17 protein-coding genes are annotated in these 20,243 nt (G+C 71.1%); 7 read left to right on the forward strand and 10 right to left on the reverse strand.

The features are described 5' to 3' along the window. Nucleotides 1-45 precede the first annotated feature (45 nt). The 3 genes from ELQ94_RS00915 to ELQ94_RS00925 all read right to left on the reverse strand — a co-directional run bounded on the left by ELQ94_RS00915 (nucleotide 46) and on the right by ELQ94_RS00925 (nucleotide 3,858). Nucleotides 46-1,659, reverse strand: coding sequence for a xylulokinase (locus ELQ94_RS00915; RefSeq protein WP_127046262.1), 1,614 nt, complete (start codon nucleotides 1,657-1,659; stop codon nucleotides 46-48). Continuing rightward, entirely contained in the window at nucleotides 1,656-2,432 is a 777-nt protein-coding gene (locus tag ELQ94_RS00920) for an L-ribulose-5-phosphate 4-epimerase (protein ID WP_127046264.1), read from the reverse strand. Before ELQ94_RS00920 ends, ELQ94_RS00915 begins: the two co-directional genes overlap by 4 nt. Nucleotides 2,433-2,691: 259 nt before the next feature. Continuing rightward, nucleotides 2,692-3,858 carry a LacI family DNA-binding transcriptional regulator gene (locus ELQ94_RS00925; protein WP_127046266.1) on the reverse strand — a complete coding sequence of 389 codons (1,167 nt, stop codon included), beginning with the start codon at nucleotides 3,856-3,858 and terminating at the stop codon, nucleotides 2,692-2,694. 364 nt (nucleotides 3,859-4,222) lie between these two features. Here ELQ94_RS00925 and ELQ94_RS00930 point away from each other — a divergent pair, with 364 nt between their 5' ends. Continuing rightward, nucleotides 4,223-5,581 carry an HNH endonuclease signature motif containing protein gene (locus tag ELQ94_RS00930; RefSeq protein ID WP_127046268.1) on the forward strand — a complete coding sequence of 453 codons (1,359 nt, stop codon included), beginning with the start codon at nucleotides 4,223-4,225 and terminating at the stop codon, nucleotides 5,579-5,581. A 292-nt stretch (nucleotides 5,582-5,873) separates the two neighbouring features. Here the strand turns inward: ELQ94_RS00930 and ELQ94_RS00935 are convergent, their stop codons facing one another. Then, nucleotides 5,874-6,416, reverse strand: coding sequence for a hypothetical protein (locus ELQ94_RS00935; RefSeq protein WP_127046270.1), 543 nt, complete (start codon nucleotides 6,414-6,416; stop codon nucleotides 5,874-5,876). 159 nt (nucleotides 6,417-6,575) lie between these two features. Between ELQ94_RS00935 and ELQ94_RS00940 the strand changes: the two genes are divergently transcribed. The 3 genes from ELQ94_RS00940 (at nucleotide 6,576) to ELQ94_RS00950 (ending at nucleotide 8,281) form a co-directional block, all read left to right on the forward strand. Beyond that, nucleotides 6,576-7,619: an iron-containing redox enzyme family protein gene (locus ELQ94_RS00940; RefSeq protein WP_127046272.1), complete on the forward strand. Its 1,044-nt coding sequence runs from the start codon at nucleotides 6,576-6,578 to the stop codon at nucleotides 7,617-7,619. Continuing rightward, nucleotides 7,616-7,843 (forward strand): CDGSH iron-sulfur domain-containing protein, encoded by a 228-nt coding sequence (locus ELQ94_RS00945; RefSeq protein ID WP_127046274.1) that lies wholly within the window; start codon nucleotides 7,616-7,618, stop codon nucleotides 7,841-7,843. The genes ELQ94_RS00940 and ELQ94_RS00945 overlap by 4 nt, the downstream gene beginning before the upstream one ends. A 204-nt stretch (nucleotides 7,844-8,047) precedes the next feature. Continuing rightward, nucleotides 8,048-8,281: a hypothetical protein gene (locus ELQ94_RS00950; RefSeq protein WP_127046275.1), complete on the forward strand. Its 234-nt coding sequence runs from the start codon at nucleotides 8,048-8,050 to the stop codon at nucleotides 8,279-8,281. Between the two features lie 10 nt (nucleotides 8,282-8,291). Here the strand turns inward: ELQ94_RS00950 and ELQ94_RS00955 are convergent, their stop codons facing one another. Together ELQ94_RS00955 and ELQ94_RS00960 are read right to left on the reverse strand one after the other, a co-directional pair. Beyond that, nucleotides 8,292-9,302, reverse strand: coding sequence for a hypothetical protein (locus ELQ94_RS00955; protein WP_127046277.1), 1,011 nt, complete (start codon nucleotides 9,300-9,302; stop codon nucleotides 8,292-8,294). Between the two features lie 104 nt (nucleotides 9,303-9,406). Further along, nucleotides 9,407-10,171, reverse strand: a complete 765-nt coding sequence (locus ELQ94_RS00960; protein WP_127046279.1) for an SDR family oxidoreductase — start codon at nucleotides 10,169-10,171, stop codon at nucleotides 9,407-9,409. Nucleotides 10,172-10,271: 100 nt separating this feature from the next. Here ELQ94_RS00960 and ELQ94_RS00965 point away from each other — a divergent pair, with 100 nt between their 5' ends. Beyond that, nucleotides 10,272-11,111 (forward strand): helix-turn-helix transcriptional regulator, encoded by an 840-nt coding sequence (locus ELQ94_RS00965; RefSeq protein WP_127046281.1) that lies wholly within the window; start codon nucleotides 10,272-10,274, stop codon nucleotides 11,109-11,111. A 7-nt stretch (nucleotides 11,112-11,118) separates the two neighbouring features. Here the strand turns inward: ELQ94_RS00965 and ELQ94_RS00970 are convergent, their stop codons facing one another. Together ELQ94_RS00970 and ELQ94_RS00975 are read right to left on the reverse strand one after the other, a co-directional pair. Further along, entirely contained in the window at nucleotides 11,119-11,808 is a 690-nt protein-coding gene (locus ELQ94_RS00970) for a response regulator (RefSeq protein ID WP_127046284.1), read from the reverse strand. Continuing rightward, nucleotides 11,805-13,028: a sensor histidine kinase gene (locus ELQ94_RS00975; protein ID WP_166404613.1), complete on the reverse strand. Its 1,224-nt coding sequence runs from the start codon at nucleotides 13,026-13,028 to the stop codon at nucleotides 11,805-11,807. The genes ELQ94_RS00970 and ELQ94_RS00975 overlap by 4 nt, the downstream gene beginning before the upstream one ends. A gap of 169 nt (nucleotides 13,029-13,197) precedes the next feature. On the opposite strand from ELQ94_RS00975, the gene ELQ94_RS00980 reads away from it, so the two are divergent. Together ELQ94_RS00980 and ELQ94_RS00985 are read left to right on the forward strand one after the other, a co-directional pair. Next, complete coding sequence (locus tag ELQ94_RS00980) at nucleotides 13,198-13,947, forward strand: ABC transporter ATP-binding protein (RefSeq protein ID WP_127046288.1); 750 nt, start codon at nucleotides 13,198-13,200, stop codon at nucleotides 13,945-13,947. Then, complete coding sequence (locus ELQ94_RS00985; RefSeq protein WP_127046290.1) at nucleotides 13,944-15,254, forward strand: ABC transporter permease; 1,311 nt, start codon at nucleotides 13,944-13,946, stop codon at nucleotides 15,252-15,254. The genes ELQ94_RS00980 and ELQ94_RS00985 overlap by 4 nt, the downstream gene beginning before the upstream one ends. A gap of 92 nt (nucleotides 15,255-15,346) precedes the next feature. Here the strand turns inward: ELQ94_RS00985 and ELQ94_RS17660 are convergent, their stop codons facing one another. Together ELQ94_RS17660 and ELQ94_RS17420 are read right to left on the reverse strand one after the other, a co-directional pair. Further along, nucleotides 15,347-18,277 carry a lamin tail domain-containing protein gene (locus ELQ94_RS17660; RefSeq protein ID WP_208007487.1) on the reverse strand — a complete coding sequence of 977 codons (2,931 nt, stop codon included), beginning with the start codon at nucleotides 18,275-18,277 and terminating at the stop codon, nucleotides 15,347-15,349. Nucleotides 18,278-18,671: 394 nt separating this feature from the next. After that, complete coding sequence (locus ELQ94_RS17420; protein ID WP_243696807.1) at nucleotides 18,672-20,138, reverse strand: helix-turn-helix transcriptional regulator; 1,467 nt, start codon at nucleotides 20,136-20,138, stop codon at nucleotides 18,672-18,674. Between the last annotated feature and the right edge of the window lie 105 nt (nucleotides 20,139-20,243).

Genomic DNA, 20,243 nt, shown 5'->3' on the forward strand with positions numbered 1-20,243 from the left:
CGAGGTGCGTCGGGCGGCGGCGCCCGACGGAAGAGGGGAAAGGGGTCAGAGTGCGGTGGCGGCAGCGCGCATCATCGCGAGTCCCGCCTCGTACCGGGTGAGGTAGGAGGCGAAACCGGCCACGTCGGACGCGTCCGGTTCGGCCGTGTCGACGACGCCGCCCGCGAACACCGCATCGCGGAGGTAGTCGCCGAGCGAGACGCCGGTCGGCGCGACCCGAAGGTACGCGGCGAGCACCGCGATGCCCCACGGTCCGCCTTCCGACGCGGTGCGCGTCACGGCCACCGGCGCGTCGAGGGCGGCGGCGAGGAAGCGCTGAGCGACGCCCGCGGTGCGGAACAGGCCTCCGTGCGCGAACATCGTGTCGAGCGCGACACCCTCCTCGTCGAGCACGCGCATGCCGAGCGCGAGGGTCCCGAAGACCCCGTACACCTGCGCCCGCATGAAGTTCGCGAGCGTGAAGCGGCTGTCCGGGGTGCGGACGACGGCCGGTCGGCCCTCGTCGAGACCGGCGATCGGCTCGCCCGAGAGCTGGTTGTAGGCGAGCAGGCCGCCGCCGTCGGCGTCGCCGTCGAGGGCCTCCCGGAAGAGGGCCTCGAACGCGGTGTCGGCGTCGACCGGCGTGCCCGCGGCATCGGAGAAGCGTCGGAAGAGCCCGACCCACGCGGCGAGCTCGCTCGCGCCGTTGTTGCAGTGCACCATCGCGACGGGGTCGCCCGCGGGGGTCGTGACCACGTCGAGCTCGTCGTGTGCGCGGGCGAGCGGGCGCTCGAGCACGACCATCGCGAAGATGCTCGTGCCGGCGCTCACGTTGCCGGTGCGCGGCGTGACGGCGTTCGTCGCGACCATGCCCGTTCCGGCGTCGCCCTCCGGCGGGCAGAGCGGGATTCCGGGAAGGAGCCCGCCCGTCGGGTCGAGCAGCGCCGCGCCCTCGGGGGTCAGCGAACCGGCGGGCCGACCGGCCACGAGCACCCGCGGCAGGACGTCGCGCAGGTGCAGGTCGGGGGCCTCGCTCGACTCGATCCGGTCGTAGCGCGCGACCATGCTCTCGTCGTAGTCGCTCGTGGCCGGATCGATCGGGAACATACCGGACGCGTCGCCGACGCCGAGCACCTTCTCGCCGGTGAGGCGCCAGTGCACGTAACCCGCGAGGGTCGTGACGAAACGGATCTCGGGCACGTGCGGCTCGTGGTCGAGCACGGCCTGGTGCAGGTGCGCGATCGACCAGCGCAGCGGGATGTTGACGCCGAAGAGCACGGAGAGCTCGTCGGCCGCGCGGCCGGTGGTCGTGTTGCGCCAGGTGCGGAACGGGACGAGGAGATCGTCCTTCGCGTCGAATGCGAGGTAGCCGTGCATCATCGCGGAGATGCCGATGGCCCCGACGGTCTCGAGCCGCACGCCGTAGCGGTGGTCGACGTCGGCGACGAGATCGGCGTAGGCGGCCTGGAGGCCGGTCCACGCGTCGTCGAGGGAGTAGGTCCATACGCGGTCGACGAACGCGTTCTCCCAGTCGTGGCTGCCCGTCGCGATCGCGGCGGCGGGGTCGTCGTCGGCGATGAGGCACGCCTTGATCCGGGTGGATCCGAGCTCGATGCCGAGGGAGGTGCGTCCCTCGAGGATGGCGTCGCGGAGGGACGACACGGGCGTCGCGGCGGTCATCGTCGCTCGTCCGATGCCTGGCCGTACACGTTCTGGTACCGGTTGAAGAGGCTGTCGATCTTCTCCTGCGGGATCGGCACGAGGGGGCCGGCTTCGCGGGCGATGTGCACCGTGCGGGCGGCGTCCTCGCACATCACGGCGGCCTTCACGGCGTCGGCGGCGTCGACGCCGATCGTGAAGGGGCCGTGGTTCTGCATCAGCACGGCGCGGGAGCGGTGCCCCGTGAGGGTCTCGACGATGCCGCGACCGATCGAGTCGTCACCGATGATGGCGAACGGTCCGATCGGGATCGGGCCGCCGAATTCGTCGGCCATCCCGGTGATGACGCACGGGATCTCCTCCGCGCGCGCCGCCCACGCGACGGCGTAGGTGGAATGCGTGTGCACGACGCCGCCGACGTCCGGCATGTTCCGGTACACGTAGGCGTGCGCCGCGGTGTCGCTCGAGGGGCTGCGGTCGCTGCCGGGGGTGCCCGGTACGACAGTTCCGTCGAGGGTGCAGACGATCATGTTCACCGGGGAGAGGTCGTCGTACGCGACGCCCGAGGGCTTGATCACGAAGAGGTCGGCCCCGGGCACGCGACCTGAGACGTTGCCGCCGGTCCAGACGACGAGGCCGTAGCGCACGAGTTCGCCGTGGAGTCGGGCGACGTCGGCGCGGACGCGGTCCACCGCCTCGGCGATCTCGGGGGCGAACGGCTGGGTGGTGTCCGAGGCATCCGCGTCGTGCGGGGATGTCGTCTCCGGCGGCGCTGCCGGGAGGGGGCTGCTCATCGCTTCTCCATCGAGGTCGGGGGCCGGCTCGGCCGGCCCGTTGTCATGTTACCGGTAACATCCTGTGCTCGCCAGTGTCTGACGCGGACACGGGACGCCCCGTCGCCCCGTCCTGCGACGCCCGTGTATCCCGCCCGGCAACGAGGGCGCCACTTCGGCTCGAGGGCTCCACGCGTAGGTGGCGCCCTCCCTCGGGAGTAGCACTCTCGCGGGGGTCGCGGGCGGCGAGGTCATGGGCGGCGACGACATGGGCGAGAAGTCACGGTGCGGGCGGGGCGGTGGAGGCGCGCACGACGAGGCGCGGCGGCGACGGGGACGGGGCGGACTCGCCGAGCACGTCGGCCACCGCGCGCCGGGCCTCGCCGGCCACGTCGACGCGCACCGTGGTGAGGGCCGGCGTATAGAACGGGGCGTCGGGGTTGTCGTCGAAGCCGGTGATCGAGACGCTCCCCGGAACGTCGACACCCCGGGCGGTGAGCCCCGCGATGAGACCGAGCGCCATCTGATCGTTCGCGACGACGATCGCCGTCGGCGCCGATCCCTCCGCGAGCCGGGCCGCGACCTCGGCGGCGAGGGCGTGGCCCGAGGCGGCCGTCCAGTCGCCGCGCCAGCGATCGGTGAGAGTGACGTCGGCCGGAGTGACGTCGGCGCGGGCTGCGTCGGCCCCAGCGAGGTCGGCCCCAGTGGCGTCCCCGGTGATGTCAGCCACCGTGACATCGGCTCGGGCGACACCGGCTCGGGCGACACCGACTCGGGCGACACCGACTCGGTCGACGTCAGCCACCGTGACATCGGCTCGGTCGACACCGGCTCGGGCGACGGCGTCCTCGATGCCGGCGGTGCGCGCCGTGGCCTCGAACCAGTCCGACGGGCCGGCGACCTCGGCGAGACGCCGGTGGCCCTGCTCCACGAGATGGGTCACCGCGAGTCCCGCTCCCTCCGCCTGCCGACCGCCGGTCTCCTCGTGCAGAGAGACCACGGGCACCCCGACTCCCGCGTCGTCGAGGGCGGCGCGGGTCCCGGCATGGGGCGCGACGAGTACGATCCCGTCCACCCCCTGGGCGAGGAGGTGGCGCACGGCGGCCTCGAAGGACGGCTCGTCGTCCGCGTTCGCGTAGGCGGTGGCGATCCAGCGGCCGCGCTCGCGGGAGGCCGCCTCGAGGGCGGCGATGCCCGCGGACGGACCGTAGAGGGCGGTGTCGGACGCGACGACGCCGACGGTGCGCGTGCGGCTCGTGCCGAGCGCGCGGGCGGCGTTGTTCATGCGGTAGTCGAGGTCGGCGACCGCCGCGAGCACGCGCTGACGTGTGTCGTCGCGGATGCCGGGATAGTCGTTGAGCACGCGCGAGACGGTCTGTGTGGAGACGCCCGCGTGCAGGGCGACGTCGCGCACGCCCACCCGCCGCTTCGCTCCGTCGTCGCTCATCCCGCTCAGCGTACTGCGCCGCGCCCTCCCCTTCCCCGCCCGAAAGGGCTACTCCCGAGCGAGGGCGCCAGCTGGGAGTGGCGCCCTCGATACCGAAGTGGCGCCCTCGGTCAGCTCCGTCGCTCGACACCGCGCCTCTGACTGCCGGGGCGCGATCCGTGCCCGCAGGTTCAGCCGGAGTCGGTCCAGGGGTGCCACCGTGGGTCGTGTCCGATCTCCGGAGCCGGTCAGGCCGCGTTCCCTGAACCTGTCGAATAGTGCCATCTCGCCCGCAACCCGTCGTCCACAGGTGGGTATCCAGCGAGTAACTGACTCCTTTTCCGGATACCGTCCGAATGTCGGTGGTGTCGTGTTCACTAGACATATGACGGCACACGGAACCACGCAGCGGACGGCGATCAGCGACCTGATCGCCCGCTTCGACGCGACCGTGTCCGCCCTCGACCCGGCCCGGTTCTCGGGGCCCGAGTTCATGGCGATTGTCTCCCAGATCGAGGCGTTCGGCCGCCGGGCGGATGCGCTGCGTGTCCGGGTCGCGGCGGAGGCCACACGCAGGGTCGACGGTCCTGTCGACACCCTCGGTGCAGCCGGGTACGCCTCCGCGGAGGACGGTATCGCGAAGCTCACCGGCGCCTCCGAGACCGACGCGGCCCGGAGGATCCGGGTGGGCCTCGGGGTCGTCCCGGGCGCCTCGCTCACCGGGTCACCGACGGCCCCGCGGCACCCCGTCGTCGCCGCGGCCGTCGCCACCGGTGCCCTGGGAATCGAGGCCGCCGACATCCTCATGAAGGGGCTCGACTCGGTCGCGTCCCGTGTCGACCCCGTGACGCTCGCCGAGACGGAGGAGAGCCTCGTCGGCCTCGCGGTCGGCTCGGACACGCAGCCGCCGTTGGGTGTCGACCTTGTCCGCATCCAGCTCGCGACGTTCCTGCTCCGCATCGAGCCCGATGGCGCCCGGCCGAGGGAGAAGCGAGCGCAGAAGAGCCGGAGGCTCACGTTCGGTGTCGAGACCGTCGACGGGCTCATTCCCGTCTCGGGGCTCCTCATGGCGGAGGTCGGGGCCACGTTCAAGCGGCTCGTCGATGCTCACGGTCGGAAGGTCGCCTTCCTGGACGGCGCGGAGACCGCCCCGGCCGCGTCGGATGACCGCACGCCCCCGCAGCGCCGTCACGACACCCTCGCTGACATTCTGAGCGCGGCCAGCCGTGTGAAGGACGCGCCGGAATTGGCTGGCTCGGCGCCGGCGGTCCTCGTCGCCGTCACACAGTCGACGCTCGACGACGGGCGAGGTGTCGGGTTCATCGACGGCCACGTGACCCCGATCTCGATCGACACCGTCGAGCGCCTCATCGACTCGCGCGGCCTGCAGGCCGTCGCCCTCGGCCCGACGGGCCGCGTCCTGGCCCTCGGGTCGACACAGCGGTGCTTCACCTCCGCCCAGCGCCGCGCCATCACCGTACGAGACGGAGGCTGCGTTATCCCCGGATGCACCACCCCCGCCGGGTGGTGCGAGGTCCACCACGTCATCCCGTGGCGGGCGGGCGGCCAGACGCACACCGACAATGGGGTGCTCCTCTGCTGGGGACACCATCAACGCATCGATTCCGGGCCCTGGCGCCTCTCCATGCCGGACGGGGTCCCGCACGTCCGCGGACCAGGGCAGGTCGAATGGACGCCTACCGGACAGTCCCGCGTCCGAACACTTCTCTCGCGAACCGGCTGACGCCGAGCATGCCCGAACGGCGGCATGCCCGAACGGCGGCGTGCTCATACAGCAGAGGCCCAGACGACGGCGCTCGTGAACACCAACGTGCTCGAACGTCAGCGCTCGTGAACATCAATGCTCTCGACGTCGCTGCTCTCGAACGTCGCTGCTCTCGAACGTCAGCGCGTTCGAACATCATCGTGCTCGAACGTCGCACGCCAGGGAGACAACGACCGAGGCCCCCGATCCGGTATGGAGCGGGGGCCTCGGCGAAGGTGCCGGCGAGCGGCGTCGGTGCTGACGAGGATTGTCAGGCGGCGACGCGCGCCAGGTGCTGCTCGCAGCGCGCGGCGAGGTCCGCGCGGCGGGCGCCGACGGCGCGGGCGCCCTCGATGACACTGCTGCCGGTGCGGCTGCGGCTCTCCACGTCGAGCTCCGGGCGGGAGAAGAGGACGTCGTACATGGGCGCGAGCATCGCGTCCGAGAAGGTGAAGTTGCGGGCGAGGGCCTGGATGGGGGTGCCCATCCGCTGGCCGGCGCAGAGATTGACGTCGGCGCCGCCGTCGAGGATGCGCTGCAGGAGGGCCGGCTCGCGGTCGAAGTCGTGTGTCATGGACCCGAGCAGCACGTGCAGAGCGTTGACGTGATCGCTCGTCTCGACGGAGGTGTCGGCGCCGTCGTCGATGAGTCGATCCGCGATCGCGATGCGCGCCGCGAGGTCCGGATTGCGCAGTGCGTACATGAGCAGGGTCGTACCCGTGCTGTCCAACCACCCAGCCTGTTCCGGTCGGTAATCTGCGAGGAATGCACGCTCGCTCTTCCGGGTGCTGCGGAACACGGTGGGATAGGTCATCCTCCCAGTCTCCCAGGTCTGGCCCGCGCGCGTACGATCTCTTCTCTCCCTGCGCGCCCGGCGGCGCCGTTCGGAGCGGTCACCGATGGCCTGTTTGCCGTACGCGGCCCCGGATGGCAAGGGGATGCGACCAGTTCGCGCTCCTCCGACACTGGAGGAATGACCGACACCGGAACGCACACGCCATCGGCGCGTCTCCACGCGCGCGGGTCGCTCAGCGACTCCCTGCTCCACATCCTCGAAGGCCACCCGGACGCCGTCGAGCCGCTCACCACGTGGCACGACGCCGTGGACGACGCCCTCGCCCGCGCGACCGATCTGATCACCGACGAGGACATCCAGTTCACCCTCTTCGTCCTCTACACGCTGCACACCGGAGGACTCACGGATCCCGACGGGATCTGGGAGTGGAACGGCGACCTGCTCGCGGGTCGTGCCCGGCTCGAGGCCGCCTTCGAGCGGCAGTTGCGTGCCACGGTCCCGGTCCCGGACCTCCCCCGCGGCGAGCGGGCCGCCGTCGCCGCGACGCTCTTCGAGCTCACCCAGCCGTCGCCCGGGCCGAGTCTCGCCCGCTTCCTCGCGAAGAAGGCGACACTCGATCAGGCGAGGGAGTTCCTCATCCAGCGCTCCGTGTACACCCTGCGCGAAGCGGACCCGCATTCCTGGGCGATCCCGCGGCTGCACGGGCGAAGCAAGGTCGCGCTCGTCGAGATCCAGTCGGACGAGTACGGCGCCGGTCGGGCCGACCGGCAGCACGCGGCGATCTTCGCCCGCACCGTGGAGGGCGCGGGTCTCGACGCGACGTACGGCGCCTACCTCGACGACATCCCCGCCGTCACCTTCGCGTCGCTCAACCTCATGTCGATGTTCGGGCTCAATCGTCGCCTCCGCGGCGCGATCGCCGGGCACCTCGCCGCGTTCGAGATGACCTCGTCGATCCCCAACCGATCGTACGCGGACGGATTCCGACGGCTCGGCTTCGGCGACGACGTCACCGAGTACTTCGACGAGCACGTCGAAGCGGACGCGGTCCACGAACAGATCGCCGCTCACGACCTCGCGGGAGCCCTCGCGGAGGACGAACCCGCCCTGCTCGCCGACATCCTCTTCGGGGCGAGCGCCTGCCTGATGGTGGACGAGCTCATGGCCGATCACATCCGTGAGTCCTGGGAGGCGGGGCGCTCCTCGCTCCGCACCCGATGAGCGGCGACGATCGCAGCGGCGCGGCCGTGCGTATCTCGCCGTATCCCGACGGTCCCCTCATCGTGCGGGGCGACGTCGTCATCACCGGGCCCGACGGCGAGGACATCGTGCCGACGCGTCGCACCGTCGCGCTCTGTCGATGCGGGATCTCGGCCATCAAGCCGTTCTGCGACGGCACCCACAAGCTCATGAACTTCCGGACGGAGGCCCCGGCGGAGGACTGATCATCGCGCGATGGCAGGGGGTGAGGGGCGACGCCGTCGTCCCTCATCCCCTGCCATGCGCGGGCCCCGGATATGGGGGAGCACCCTCCGGGAGTCCTGGAGTACCCTGGCGAACGTAGGCCTTTGGGGGAGCGGCCTGCACGACCTCTGCATCGGCGCCGAGACTCGCACACTGTTCCGCGATCGACCGATTCAGGAGCCCCCGTGTCACTCACCGTCACGCCCTACGGCGTCCGCAAGTTCGGCTCCGAGCGCGCCACGCCGCGGATCCGCGAGGTCTACGACTCCACGTCCGGCTGGCGGGTGAACCCCGAATCCGGCCTCCGCCTGTCGGAGGAATCGGCACGACAACTCCAACGCCGCGGCTTCACGTCCGTGCGCGTCCGCTGGCGTTTCCACACCCTCGAGATCCAGTTGCGGCGCTACCTCGGCGAGTGAGGAGCGACCGTCATGGGTGATCCGACCGAGTCATCGTCTCCGTCGGCAGTGAGGCGCCTGCCGGTTCGACCCCGTGGGCGCGGGCGAAGTGCTCGGCGCGGCGGGCCCGGCGGAGAGACGTCGGAATGAGGATCACGGACAGGACGGGGAACACGATCCACATCGCGAGTTGCAGCGGTTGCTCGGGAGTCGGCTCGTTGAGTGCGAGGAACGCGACGAAGAGGGTGAGGAGTTGCGCGAGCGACCACCGCTCCGTCTCGGCTGCGTAGGGCGCGTAGCGAGCAGCGAGCTCCGTCTCCTCACGGGTGAGCGAGATCGATTTCCCGCCGACGACGACGCGTGCGATGCGCTTGAGCAGTCGTGCGTCGGGTCCCGACAGCTCCCGTGAACGTCCTGAGAAGCCGACGACGGTGATCGCGCAGAAGACCGTCGCCGTGATGGCGGCGAACGACACGGCGATCCCCACGGCGCCGATGGTCGTCGAGTCGGGTTCGGCCGCCGATCGGCCGGCGGCGAGGGCGAAGAGTGCCCCGAACACGAGCACGGCGGACGACACGATCACGATCGTCCTCGTCCGTCGGCGGGGGAGATCGGGGTCCATCGGCGGGATCGGAAGCGGCGCGCGTCGCCGCCGGTCCGCTCGTCGGCGGAGAACCCTGCCAGCGAACGCGTTCGCGGCGATGTACGCGACCGCTGCCCCGATCGTGAGAGTTGCGACGCCGAACGGTGCACCGCCCGTCACGGCGAGGCCGATCAGCAGGAGGAGTACCGAGACGGTGACCGCTCCTACGACCACGACGAACACGCGCGAGGCGCGTCGTCCGTCGAGGGCGGAGGGGTCGCGCAGGGAGATCACGGGAACGACTCCGGCGCAGAACCCCGCCGCCCACAGCGCCACCATCGCCACGGTGAACGGGGTGATCGCGCTCCCCGCCACGCCCAGAGCGGGCAGGGCGATCGCCGTCGCGGTGATGACGGCGAGACCGATGGCGGTGGACAGGACGAGCGAGACGATCCTCATACGGACGGGGCTCCAGATGCGTCGACGGTGATGGGGTCCCAGTCTTCCGCTCACAGCCGGGTATGTCGAACGCAGGCGGCGGTGCGTCAGGCCGCCCGCCCCGTTCAGTGCCCGTGCGGGTCCAGCCGGTTGATGGTCTCGACGACCTGCGGGTAGTCGCCGCGGGCCTCGCCGTAGCGGAGGAATTTCACGTTCTCCACCTGGATCTCCGTCGCGTCGGGGGACGACTCGATGAGGCCCATGACCTCGGAGACGAAGTCGTCGAGCGGCATCGCGAAGTCGCTCTCCTCCTGGCCCGGCATGAGCGCCGTGCGCACCGACGGCGGTTCGAGCTCGACGATCCGCACCGAGGTGTCGGCGAGCTGGAGTCGGATCGACTCGCTCAGCATGTGGATGGCGGCCTTCGTCGCGTTGTACGTCGGAGTGACGGCGAGCGGAGCGAAGGCGAGGCCGGACGAGACCGTCATGATGGTCGCGGACGGGCGGCTCTGCAGGTGCTCCACGAACGCGGCAATGAGGCGGATGGGGCCGAGGAGGTTCGTCGTGACGATCTGCTCCGCCGTCTCGAGGAAGCCGTCGGCCGCGTGCCAGTCCTCGACCCGCATGATGCCAGCCATCGTGATGAGGGTGTCGAGCTCGGGGTGCTCCACGATGACTCTCTCGGCCGCCGCGACGATGCTCGCGGGGTCGGTCGTGTCGATCGCGACGGCGTGGATGCCGGGGCTCTCCGCGGTGAGCGAGGCGAGGAGGTCCGTGCGACGGCCTCCGACGATGACGACGTTGCCCGCGGCGTGGAGGGCGCGGGCGAGGGCGAGTCCGATGCCGCTCGTGGCGCCGGGGATGAAGATGGTGTTTCCGGTGATGTTCATGCCCCGACTCTCCACCGTCATGGAGCCAACCGGCAGGACGCGTCGATCGGGGGATCGGCGATCCCTGGTTCGAGCGATCGATCGAGCGGAGAATGATCGCATGGACCGCGCCGCTCTCTCCGACTTCCTCCGCCGACACCGCGAGGCGCTCCAACCCGCCGACGCCGGCCTTCCCGCGGGTCCGAGACGACGAACGGCCGGGCTCCGCCGCGAGGAGGTCGCGCTCCTCGCCTCGATGTCGGTCGACTACTACACGCGGCTCGAACAGCAGCGCGGACCGCAGCCGAGCACCCCGATGCTCTCGTCGATCGCGCGGGCCCTGCGACTCACGGACGACGAACGGGACTACCTGTTCCGCCTCGCCGGACACGCCCCTCCGGACCGCACGGACACGGGGTCGCACGTCGCCGCCGCGCTCCTGCGGGTCTTCGACCGGCTCAGCGACACCCCGGCGCTGATCATCTCGAACCTCGGCGAGACCCTCGTGCAGAACCGGATGGCCGAGGCGCTCCTCGGCGACGTCTCGCACTACACGGGGCTCGAGCGGAGCGAGGTCTATCGCTGGTTCGTGAGCCCGGAGACGGCGCGGTTGCGCTATCCCGAGGCGGACCGCGACCGCCACAGCCGCGCGCAGGTCGCGTCCCTCCGGGCCGCGATCGGCTCGCTCGGTGCGGACTCGCGAGCGGGCGTGCTCGTAGGGGCCCTGCTCGAGCGCTCGCCGGAGTTCGCGGAGATCTGGGAGCGGCACGAGGTGGCGCGGCGCTTCGAGGACCACAAGACGCTCGTGCACCCGGAGATCGGGCCCATCGACGTGGACTGCCAGTCGCTCTTCACGGAGGACCGGTCGCAAGCGCTGCTCGTGCTCACGGCGGCCCCGAACACGGAGGCCGCGGAGAAGCTCGCGCTCCTCGGCGTCGTCGGCACGCAATCCTTCAGCTGAGCCCCGGTCAGCGGCCGGCGGGCCCCTCGGCGCCCCCGGGTTCGAGCAGACCGGTCTCGTAGGCGAGGATCACGAGCTGCGCCCGGTCGTGCGCCGCCACCTTCGTCATGATGCGATTGACGTGGGTCTTGGCGGTGTGGGGCGAGATCACGAGGCCGTCGGCGATCTCCTGGTTCGAGAGGCCGCGCGCGACGAGCAGCAGGACCTCGCGCTCACGATCCGTGAGGTCCCGGAGTTCGGGAGGGAGAGGACGCGGCTCCGACGGGTCGCGGGGCAGCACGTACTTCGTGATGAGGCTGCGCGTCGCGGCGGGGGAGAGCAGGGCGTCCCCCGCGTGCACGGAACGCACCGCGCGCACGATGGCATCGGGTTCCGCGCCCTTGCCGATGAACCCGCTCGCCCCCGCTCGCAGGGCGGCCACGAGGTACTCGTCCTCCTCGAACGTCGTGAGGATGAGGACGCGCACGGCCTCGAGCTCCGGGTCGGTGCAGATCCTCGCGGTCGCGGCGATGCCGTCGAGACCGGGCATGCGGATGTCCATGAGGACGACGTCGGGCCGGAGGCGTCGGGCGAGCGCGACGGCCTCGTTCCCGTCGGGCGCCTCGCCCACGACGTCGACGCCCTCGGAGCCCTCCAAGATCGCTGTGACGGCCTGGCGGATGAGGGACTGGTCGTCGACCACGAGGACGCGCGTCACGAGTGCACCTCCGCCGGCCGCGGCTCGGTCTCCGTCGAGAGCGGGATCGAGGCGGACAGCCGGAAGCCTCCGGCGCTCGGCCCGGCCTCGAGTGTCCCTCGCACCGCGGTCACGCGTTCCCGCAGCCCGAGGAGACCGTAGCCACCGGTCTCGTCGGGGTCGGAGCGATCCGGCGCCAGGACACGGACGGGGTTGGCGACGACGACCTCGACGGCGCGGGCCGACACCGCCACGAGGACGTGCGCCCGATGCTCGGCACCGTGCTTGAGGGCGTTCGTCAGCCCCTCCTGGATCACCCGGTAGGCCACGACGTCCGCCGTCGCGGGGAGCCCGTCCACGTCGCCCTCGATCCGTACGCGCACGTCGAGCCCCGCCGCTGCGAACTCGGCGACGAGGGCGTCGAGCGCGTCGAGCCCCTGTTGCGGGGCCGCGTTGGTCTCGTCGCCATCCGCGCGCAGCATCGCGAGCAGGTCGCCGATCTCCCCGAGCACCGTGCGCGCGGCGACACGGATCGTCCCGAGTGCCTCCTCCGCGCGTTCCGGCCGCGAGGTGAGGGACGACGACGCGACCCCGGCGTTGAGGCTGATGACGGAGATCTGGTGGGCGACCACGTCGTGCAGGTCCCGGGCGATCCGCAGCCGCTCCTCGGACACCCGTCGCTGGGCCTCCGCCTCCCGCGTCCGTTCCGCGCGTTCGGCCCGTTCGACCATCGCAGCGATGTATTCGCGACGGGATCGGGTGGCGTCTCCCGCGGCGGCGAAGAACGCGATCGTGATGGCGAACTGCACGACGCGGGGGTCTCCGACGTCGCCGAGCGCCGCGAGCAGCGTCAACCCGACGACCGCGCCGATCGCCGAGGCGGTGACGATGATGCTCCGGCGGCGCCCCATCCGATTCGCCACTCCGAACATCGCGATCGCCGCCCCGACGACGATGCCGGGAGGAACGAGACCGTTCACGACCGCGGCGGCGTAGAGGAGGATGCACGCGGCGAGGACGGGGATCGGCCACCGCCGCCGGAAGGGCAGGAGCACCGCGGGAGCCAGCAGGATCGCGAGATCCACGACGCCGCGCGGCGTCGTCGAGGCGAAAGGCGCGAATGCGAACGCCACGATGATGAGGGCCGCCGCCACATCGCCGACGACGGCGTGCGCACGGCGCCACCTGTGCGTCTCGGCCGGGAGCCGGGATCGCTCGAGGTCGGGGAAGGCGGCGCGCATTCCTTCAGTGTGATGGCTCGGGGTTCCTCGCGCATCCTCCGTCCGCGGCACGCGGCCGTACGGCGATCGCGGTACGGCGGTGTCTGCGAGAGGGCGACGCGCCCGTCGATCAGGACGGCGATGCTCGATACAGGCCCGGAGACACCGGGTCGCCACCCGAGGAGTCGCCATGCCCACCCCGATCATTCAGGTCACGGACGTACGCAAATCGTACGGTCGCGGTCAGAACCGCTTCGATGCGCTGAAGGGGGTGAGCTTCGACATCGCCGAGGGCGAGAGCGTCGCGATCATCGGCAAGTCCGGGTCCGGCAAGTCCACCCTGATGCACACGCTCGCGCTCCTCGATGCGCCCACCTCGGGCTCGATCGCCCTCGAGGGTGTCGACACGAGCACGCTCGCCGGGCGCCGCCTCAATCGCACGCGCAACCGCACCTTCGGTTTCGTCTTCCAGCAGTTCTTCCTCACCGCCAACGCGAGCGTGCTCGACAACGTCGTGTTGCCGATGAAGATCGCGGGCGTCCCCCACGCCGAGCGCAAGCGCCGCGGCATGGCCGCCCTCGAACAGCTCGACCTCGCCGACAAGGCCAAGAACAAGGCCGTCAACCTGTCCGGCGGTCAGAAGCAACGCGCGGTGATCGCCCGGGCGCTCGTGAACGATCCGCGCATCATCTTCGCCGACGAACCCACAGGCAATCTCGATTCGAGCACCGGGGCCGTCGTCGAGGACATCCTCTTCGACCTCAACCGCGAGAACGGGATCACCCTCATCATCGTGACGCACGACGAGGACCTCGCCGCTCGCTGCGACCGTCGGATCGTCATCCGCGACGGGCTCCTCGTGGAGGACTCGCGACCGAACGGGCCCGGTTCCGCAGACACCACGCACGGCCGCCACGGCGCCGAGGGGGTGGCCGCATGAACGCCGTCGACCTCGTCGGCTCGGCCGTCTCGAATACCTTCCGGGCCAAGACGCGCACGCTCCTCACGATCCTCGCGATCTTCGTGGGCGCGTTCACCCTCACCCTCACCCAGGGGCTCGGCACCGGCATCAACGCGTACATCGACGACACGGTCACGGCCGTCGGGGCCTCGGACGTCATGACGGTCACGAAGCCGTCCGACTCGGCGACGACGATCGGCACGTCCGACGACGGCCCGGCCGAATACGATCCCGACACGATCGCGAGCGGGCAGCCCGGCCCTCCCGGTGCGACGGTGGTCTCGCTCTCTCCCGACGACCTCGACACGCTCGAGGGCATCGACGGCGTCCTCCGCGTGCAGGCGACCAAGTCGATCGCCGCCGACTACATCGAGGGAGCGGACGACACGAAGTACGTCGCGGCGATCGGCGGCCTCGTAGCCGGTCAGACCGTCCAGCTCACGGCGGGCGAGCAACCCGACGACGGTTCGGACGACCTCCAGGTCGTCATCCCCGTGTCGTACGTCGAGGCTCTCGGCTACGACGGGGATACCGACGCCGTCGGGGGAACCGTGACGCTCGCCGTCACCGACGCCGTCCGCACGCAGCACGCCGTGGAGGCGGAGATCGTCGGGGTCGCCGAGGAGAGCGTCGCGTCGCCGACCGGCGCGAGCATCACGCCGAACTCCGCGCTCACGGACGAGCTCTACGACCTGCAGAACGCCGGGCTGCCCGACGATCAGGCCGACCGCTACGCCCAGGCGAGCGTGTGGTTCGCCGACGACGCGACGGACGCCGACATCACGGCTCTGAAGGACCGCCTCGAGGACGACGGGTACTCCGGCGTCACGGTGGCCGACCAGCTCGGCACGCTCAAGACCGTGATCGACGGCATCGTGCTCGTGCTCAACGCGTTCGCGATCATCGCCCTCCTCGCCGCGAGCTTCGGCATCGTCAACACCCTCTTCATGAGCGTGCAGGAGCGCACGAGGGAGATCGGCCTCATGAAGGCGATGGGAATGGGGAGCGGGAAGGTGTTCGGACTCTTCAGTCTCGAGGCGGCGTTCATCGGATTCCTCGGGAGCGCGATCGGTGCGGGACTCGCCATCCTGGCGGGCGGCGCGATCAGTTCGGCGCTGTCGACGACGCTCCTCGCCGATCTCCCCGGCCTCACGCTCATCGCGTTCGACCCCGTGTCGATCGCGATCGTGATCCTCGTGGTGATGGTGATCGCGTTCCTCGCCGGGACGCTCCCGGCGGCCCGCGCCGCGAAGGCCGATCCCGTGGAGTCCCTCCGCTACGAGTGACCCGCCCTCAACGCCCGTGAGGTGTCGCATTCCGTTGCCGGTTCAGCCGGAATGACAACAGATTGCGACACCTCACGGGTGTTCGGGTGGGGTTACTCCGCTGCGTTATGCGTGCGGCGGCGGGCGACGATCGCGGCGGCTCCGGCGAGGAGCAGCACGAGAGCGGCGGCGAGGGCGCCGAACGGCTCGGTCGCACCCGTCACGGCGAGGTCGTCGCCGTCGTCGGCACCGGATCCCGGGGCGTCGGGACCGGCTCCCGTGTCGGGATCGCTCGGGTCCGTGCCGGGGTCGCCGGGCGTCCCGGGCTCGCTCGGCTCACCGGGTTCGGTGGGCTCGCCCGGTTCGGTGGGCTCGCCCGGCTCCGCAAGAGCGCACACGATCGTGCCCTGGCGCAGCGCGAAGCCGTCCGTGCCGTTGTCGTCCGACCACACGGCGGGCTTCAGTCCGTCGACGCACTGGTCGTTCGGCGCGATCGCGAAGCCCTCGTTGTTGACGTTCGGCATACCGGCCGGACGCTCCACGACGGACTCGACCCCGAAGGCGCCGGCGACCGCAGCGGCGGACACGACGTCGCTCGGCGTCTCATCGGTGGGGGTGACGTCGAGGACGGCCGAGCGGCCGTCGCACGTGTCGTCGCACACGGCCCAGAGCAGATCCGTCGCCGGGTCGTACTCGAGGTCCATGACGCCGGGGAAGCCGCTCTCGATGGTGGCGATCCGCTGGATCTGGCCGTCGTCCTGACCGAGGGCGTAGGCGTAGATCGAGCCGTTGGCCTCGAGGCCCACGAAGAAGAGCCCGCCGCCGTGGCCGGGGTAGTCGGCCGGGTCGTAGAGCGAACCGGTGCTCTCGTCGACGAAGCCCTTCTCGAGGAGATCGGCGTCAGGGATCCAGGCGATGCCCTCGAGGCCGGCGTTCGCGCCGAAGGTCGGTACGTCCGTCGCGAGGTCGGCCGCGAGGTTCCACTCGCGCGACGCCGAGATCTCGGTCTCCGTCGTGGTCACGTCGTAGCGGATGACGGACGGGCGGCTCGTGCCCGAGACGTCGTTGTTCCGCTCCGTGGAGACGAACACGCCGCCGGCCGCGCCCGCGTCGGTGAGCGCGACTCCCTCGGCGTCGACGTCGCCCGTGCCGTCCGCGTAGCGCAGTGTCTTGCCGTCGGTCCAGCCGGCGTCCGTCGCGGGCGCCCACGTTCCGTCGGTGTTCTCGAGGCGGTAGAGCGTGCCCGGACCGTTCTTCACGGCCCAGAGCGTGTCGGCTCCGGTCCCCGTGTCGGTGTCCTCGAACGCGAGGCCGCTCATGTTGGTGCCGAAGGATCCGGCCTCGTCCACGGTGGAGACGGTCTCACCGCCGGGCCACGGCGTGGTCACGAGGTCGCCCTCGCACGCGTTGGCCGCGCCCTTCGTGGGCTCCGTCGTGACCGCGAACTCGCCCGTGCCGTCGGGGCAGCGGCCGTAGCTCGTCGCGGCGTGCTCGGTCCACGAGTACGAATCGATGAGCGTCGTGCCGTCGGTGTCGAAGAGGCGGGCCGAGTCGCCGCCGCCGAGGCCGAAGCCACCGTCGACGTCCACGTCCACGGCGAGGTAGCCGCCCGCCGGGATCGTCGTGCCCGCCGCGATCGCGAGGGTGCGTGCGTCGTCGTCATCCTTCACGATCATGCCGGAGGCGTCCACGGGCTCGGCGCCGTTGTTGACGAGTTCGATCCAGTCGACGGGGTCGCCGCCGCTCGACTCGACCTCGTTGATGCGGATGGGTGCGCCGCAGTCGTTCGCGGCGGCCTTCGTGGTGCTCGTCATGAGGGCGAAGTCGCCCGTGCCGTCGGGGCAGCGGCCGTAGGAGGTCGCGGCGTGTCCGCTCCAGGCGTGCTGGTCGACGATCGTGACGCCGTCGGGGGCGAAGAGCCGCACGGAGTCGTTCGCGCCGAGGCCGTAGCCGAGCTGGGCCTCCTCGACGACGAAGAATCCGCCGGCGGGGACGGTGGAGCCGGTGGGGAGGACGCTCACGTGGGTGTCGTCGCTGTCCTTCACGATCCAGCCGGACACGTCGATCGCCGCGGTGGTGGGGTTGATGAGCTCGACCCAGTCGCCCGGCGTTCCACCGTTCGACTCGATCTCGTTGATGCGCACATCGAGGCCCTCGGGCGTCGGGACGACGTTCGCCGCACCGCGCGTGGGCTCGAGGGTCTCGGTGAACGCGCCGGTCCCGTTCGGGAAGCGGCCGTAGGTGGTCGCGGCGTGGGCCGTCCAGTCGTACGAGTCGATGAGCGTCGTGCCGTCGGTGTCGAAGAGGCGCACACTGTCGGCGCCGCCGAGGCCGAATGTCATCTCGGGGTCGCCCACGGCGAGGTATCCACCGGGCTCGATCGTCGAACCGGTGGGGAGCACGTAGGAGTGGGTGTCGTCGTCGTCGCGGATCACGAGCCCTGCGGCGTCGACCGCGACGAGACCGGTGTTCGTGAGCTCGACCCAGTCGCCCGGCGTTCCGCCGCTCGACTCGATCTCGTTGAGGACGACGGCATCGGCGGGGTCGGCCTCGCACGCGTTCGCGGCGCCCGGCGTGGACGCGGCGGTCACGGTGAACTCGCCCACGCCGTCGGCGCAGCGGCCGTAGCTCGTGGGGGAGGGATCGGTCCACGCGAAGGCGTCGATCTCGGTGGTGCCGTCGGGCAGGAAGACGCGGGCGGTGTCGGCGCGGCCGAGCCCGAAGGTGAGGTCGGGCTCGCCGAAGACGAGGTAGCCGCCCGGTGCGATGACGCTCCCGGCGGGCAGGGCGTCCGTGCGGTCGTCCTTGTCGTCCTTGACGATCCAGCCGGAGACGTCGACGGCGTCGGTGCCGGTGTTCGTGAACTCGATCCAGTCGCCGACGCTGCCGCCGTTCTGGACGACCTCGTTGATGCGGATGTCGGTGGGTTCTGCGGCGGAGGCGGGGGCCGCCGGCGCGACCGCGAGGGTCGTCAGCAGTGGGGCCGCGAGCGCCAGGGCGACGAGTGCCCGGGATCGAGGGTGGGAGCGGGGTCGGGTGCGCATGGGGGGTGCCCTTCGAGGCTGGACGGGTATGGGCCTCGACGAGTGTGTCGACATCAGGAGAACCGGCGGTGAACGGCCGGCGAACGGATCGCGTGAGGGGTGTGTGGACGCAGGCCGCTTCGAGAGGAAGGGGGTGCCGCGGTGTGCGGACTTCGGCCGACGGTTCGGGTCCAGGGGCCGGAGGTCCGCACATCGCGAGCCAGTGGAGGAGAGCCGGCCGCGGAGCTGAGGGGGTGCCCCGCGGCCGGACGGAACCGGATCCTGCATCCGGGGCCCCGGGCTAGAACCGAGGCCGACGTCCCCATCTCGCCTTCCGAGTTCATCTCACACCCTGGCCGTTCTCCGAATGAGGGGATCAGAGGGTGACGTCGGGGTGATGTCGGAACGATCTTCGTCAGACGTCGAGCCCCATCCACCGGGCGATGCGCACGGCTTCTTGCGCGCTCGTCGCACCGAGTTTGCTGTAGACGCGCCGGAGGTGGGTCTTGATCGTGTTGCGCGAGAGGACGAGTTCGTCGGCGATCCGATCGCCCGAGGCCCCGGCGCTCAGAAGCGAGAGCACGTCGCGCTCGCGCGGTGTGAGTGCGACGAAATTCTGCACGAGTCGGCTGTGGTCGTCGAGCGCGGCGATGCGATCGAGCAGCGGGAGGGCCGTCCCCCGAGCGCGGGCGCGGGCGACGAGGGCGCGGATGTCGTCGATGGGTGGGAAGTACATCGGGCCGGTCGTGTCGTTGCGCGCCATCGTCAGGAGCGCGACGTCGGCATGGAGGTCGGATTCCGCGGACCGCCCGCGGCGCAGCTCGACGGCGGCCCGCAACCACTGGGTCGCCATCCGCGATCGGGGGACGTGGCGGTCGCCGATGCTCTCGCACTCGCTGATCGCGGCCTCGGCTCCGGGGAGGTCGTTGAGGCGCAAGCGCAGAGCGGCGATCTCCCGGTAGGGACACAGCGCGTGCCGGTCATCGGCATGCACGCGAGCGAGGTGCTTCCAACCCGATTCGATGCCCCCGAGTCGCATGTGCACGAACGCCCGGATCATGTCCACCCACTCCGCCCAGTAACCGTGGAGGTCGGAGGCGACGCGCTGGATCTGCTCGAGGGCCTCGGGGAATTGCGACTCGCGAGCCCGGAAATAGCCGTGGGTGGCGATGGTGAGAGGGCCCCACGGTGCCGGTGCGTTGGCCGGTTCCACGGCGTCGGCGATGCCGTGGAACTCGGCGCTCGGGCCGTGTTCGGGAGCCAGGAGGAGAGCCGCGACGTCTCGGAGCGCCGCCGCGTCGGTGCCCCCTGCTGATGGACCGGCGTCGACCCTCCGCAGGCTCGCGTCGGCGTCGATCGGGTCGCCGAAGATGTAGGTGGTCACGGCGATTCCCGCCCAGGCGGTCTGAGCGGTGGCGTGGGGCAGGACCCCCAGCGAGGTGGCGGAGAAAAGAGCGTCATGGGCCTCGGCGAGCTCGCCCCGCACGAGACGGATGAGCCCCTCCTCGACCAAGACGTCGGCGGTGAGAGCGAGGCGGTGGTGAGGGTGACGGACCGAGGCGAGGTGCGCACGCGCGGCCGAGACCTCCGTGACGGCCTCCTCGGTGCGACCGAGTGAGCGGCAGAGCTGACTCCTGGCGAGGTGCAGCACGAGGTCCTCGGCGGCTCCCCGCGGCGGGCGTGTCTCCATGACGACGTCGAGCGTCAGCAGAGCGGCCGAAGCCGTGACCTCGCCGGCGCGGAAGGACGCGAAGGTCCGCACGGCCTCGACATCCCCTGACTGCTCCTCCGCCGGTATCCGGCGGAGGGCGTCGATCACGAGGGCCGGTTCGGCCCGGGCGGCCATCCACAGGGGGATGACGGCGGAGTCGTCCACGTTCATGCTCGCTTCCGGCGGTCGATGGCCTCCCATGGTCGCACCGACCGCATGTCGAAAGCGGACGGCGTTCGCTCAGCGGATAGGCGGACAGCCGTCGGTGCACCGCGG

It is taken from the genome of Labedella endophytica (genome assembly GCF_003990045.1).
Taxonomy (GTDB): Bacteria; Actinomycetota; Actinomycetes; order Actinomycetales; family Microbacteriaceae; genus Labedella; species Labedella endophytica.